Below are 882 nucleotides of genomic sequence, written 5' to 3' on the forward strand. Positions count from 1 at the left end.
GGCCTCAACAGCWCGATCGAMGACCTGAAGTCGATCCAGKCSAAGCTGACGGCGGCGATGGCGCCSAACGTCGATCGYGGCAAGATCCAGACCGARATCAACKCSATCCTGAACAAGATGAAGTCGACCGCCGATTCGTCGGTGGTGTCCGGYGAAAACTGGCTCTCGACCGAYTCGRGCGCKGGYAACTACACCTCGGATCGTAAGATCGTCGCCTCGTTCACSCGTATCGACGGCGCCATCACGGTCGACACCGTGAACGTCKCRGTCGACGACACGAAGCTGTACGACAAGACCACGGTYGCCGCCGAYGCKGCRGCYGCSGYCGATGCSGACATCASCGCYGMSAAGACSACCTTCACGACCGMSCAGRCMACCTACGAYACGGCYCTCGCRRCTTGGGAAGCSAGCRCGAAGGAYGCRGCGGCAAAGACTACGTACGATACGGCGAAGACGACCTACGACACAGCGAAGACCGCCTATGCAACGGCGATCGACACCGCCAATGATGCAGCAGTAAAGGCAGTCGACGGYGAAGGCGGCATCCTGAACAAGGAATGGGGTGTTCTCGGCAAGGATGAAGATGGTGCCTACAAGCACTACGAGCTGTCGATCGACAAGCTCGACATCTCGGCCATCCAGAACCAGGATCTGTCCAAGCTCCGCGCCTACATCTCTGCAGTGGACAAGGCTCTCAGCGCCATGACCGATGCAGCAACCACCTTGGGTGCGAACAAGACGCAGATCACATCGCAGACGACCTTCGTCGAATCGCTCATCAAGTCGAACGAGCGCTCCATCGGCACGCTCGTCGACGCGGACATGGAAGAAGAATCGACTCGCCTCAAGGCGCTGCAGGTTCAGCAACAGCTCGGCGTTCAG

1 protein-coding gene is annotated in these 882 nt (G+C 59.8%); it reads left to right on the top strand.

The window, feature by feature from the left end; all coding sequences use genetic code 11:
• Window positions 1-117 precede the first annotated feature (117 nt).
• A partial coding sequence (locus AC1DT3_RS22870; protein ID WP_477467451.1) for a flagellin occupies window positions 118-882 on the top strand: 765 nt, incomplete at its 3' end.

This window comes from Microvirga sp. P4_G7 (assembly GCF_056401005.1).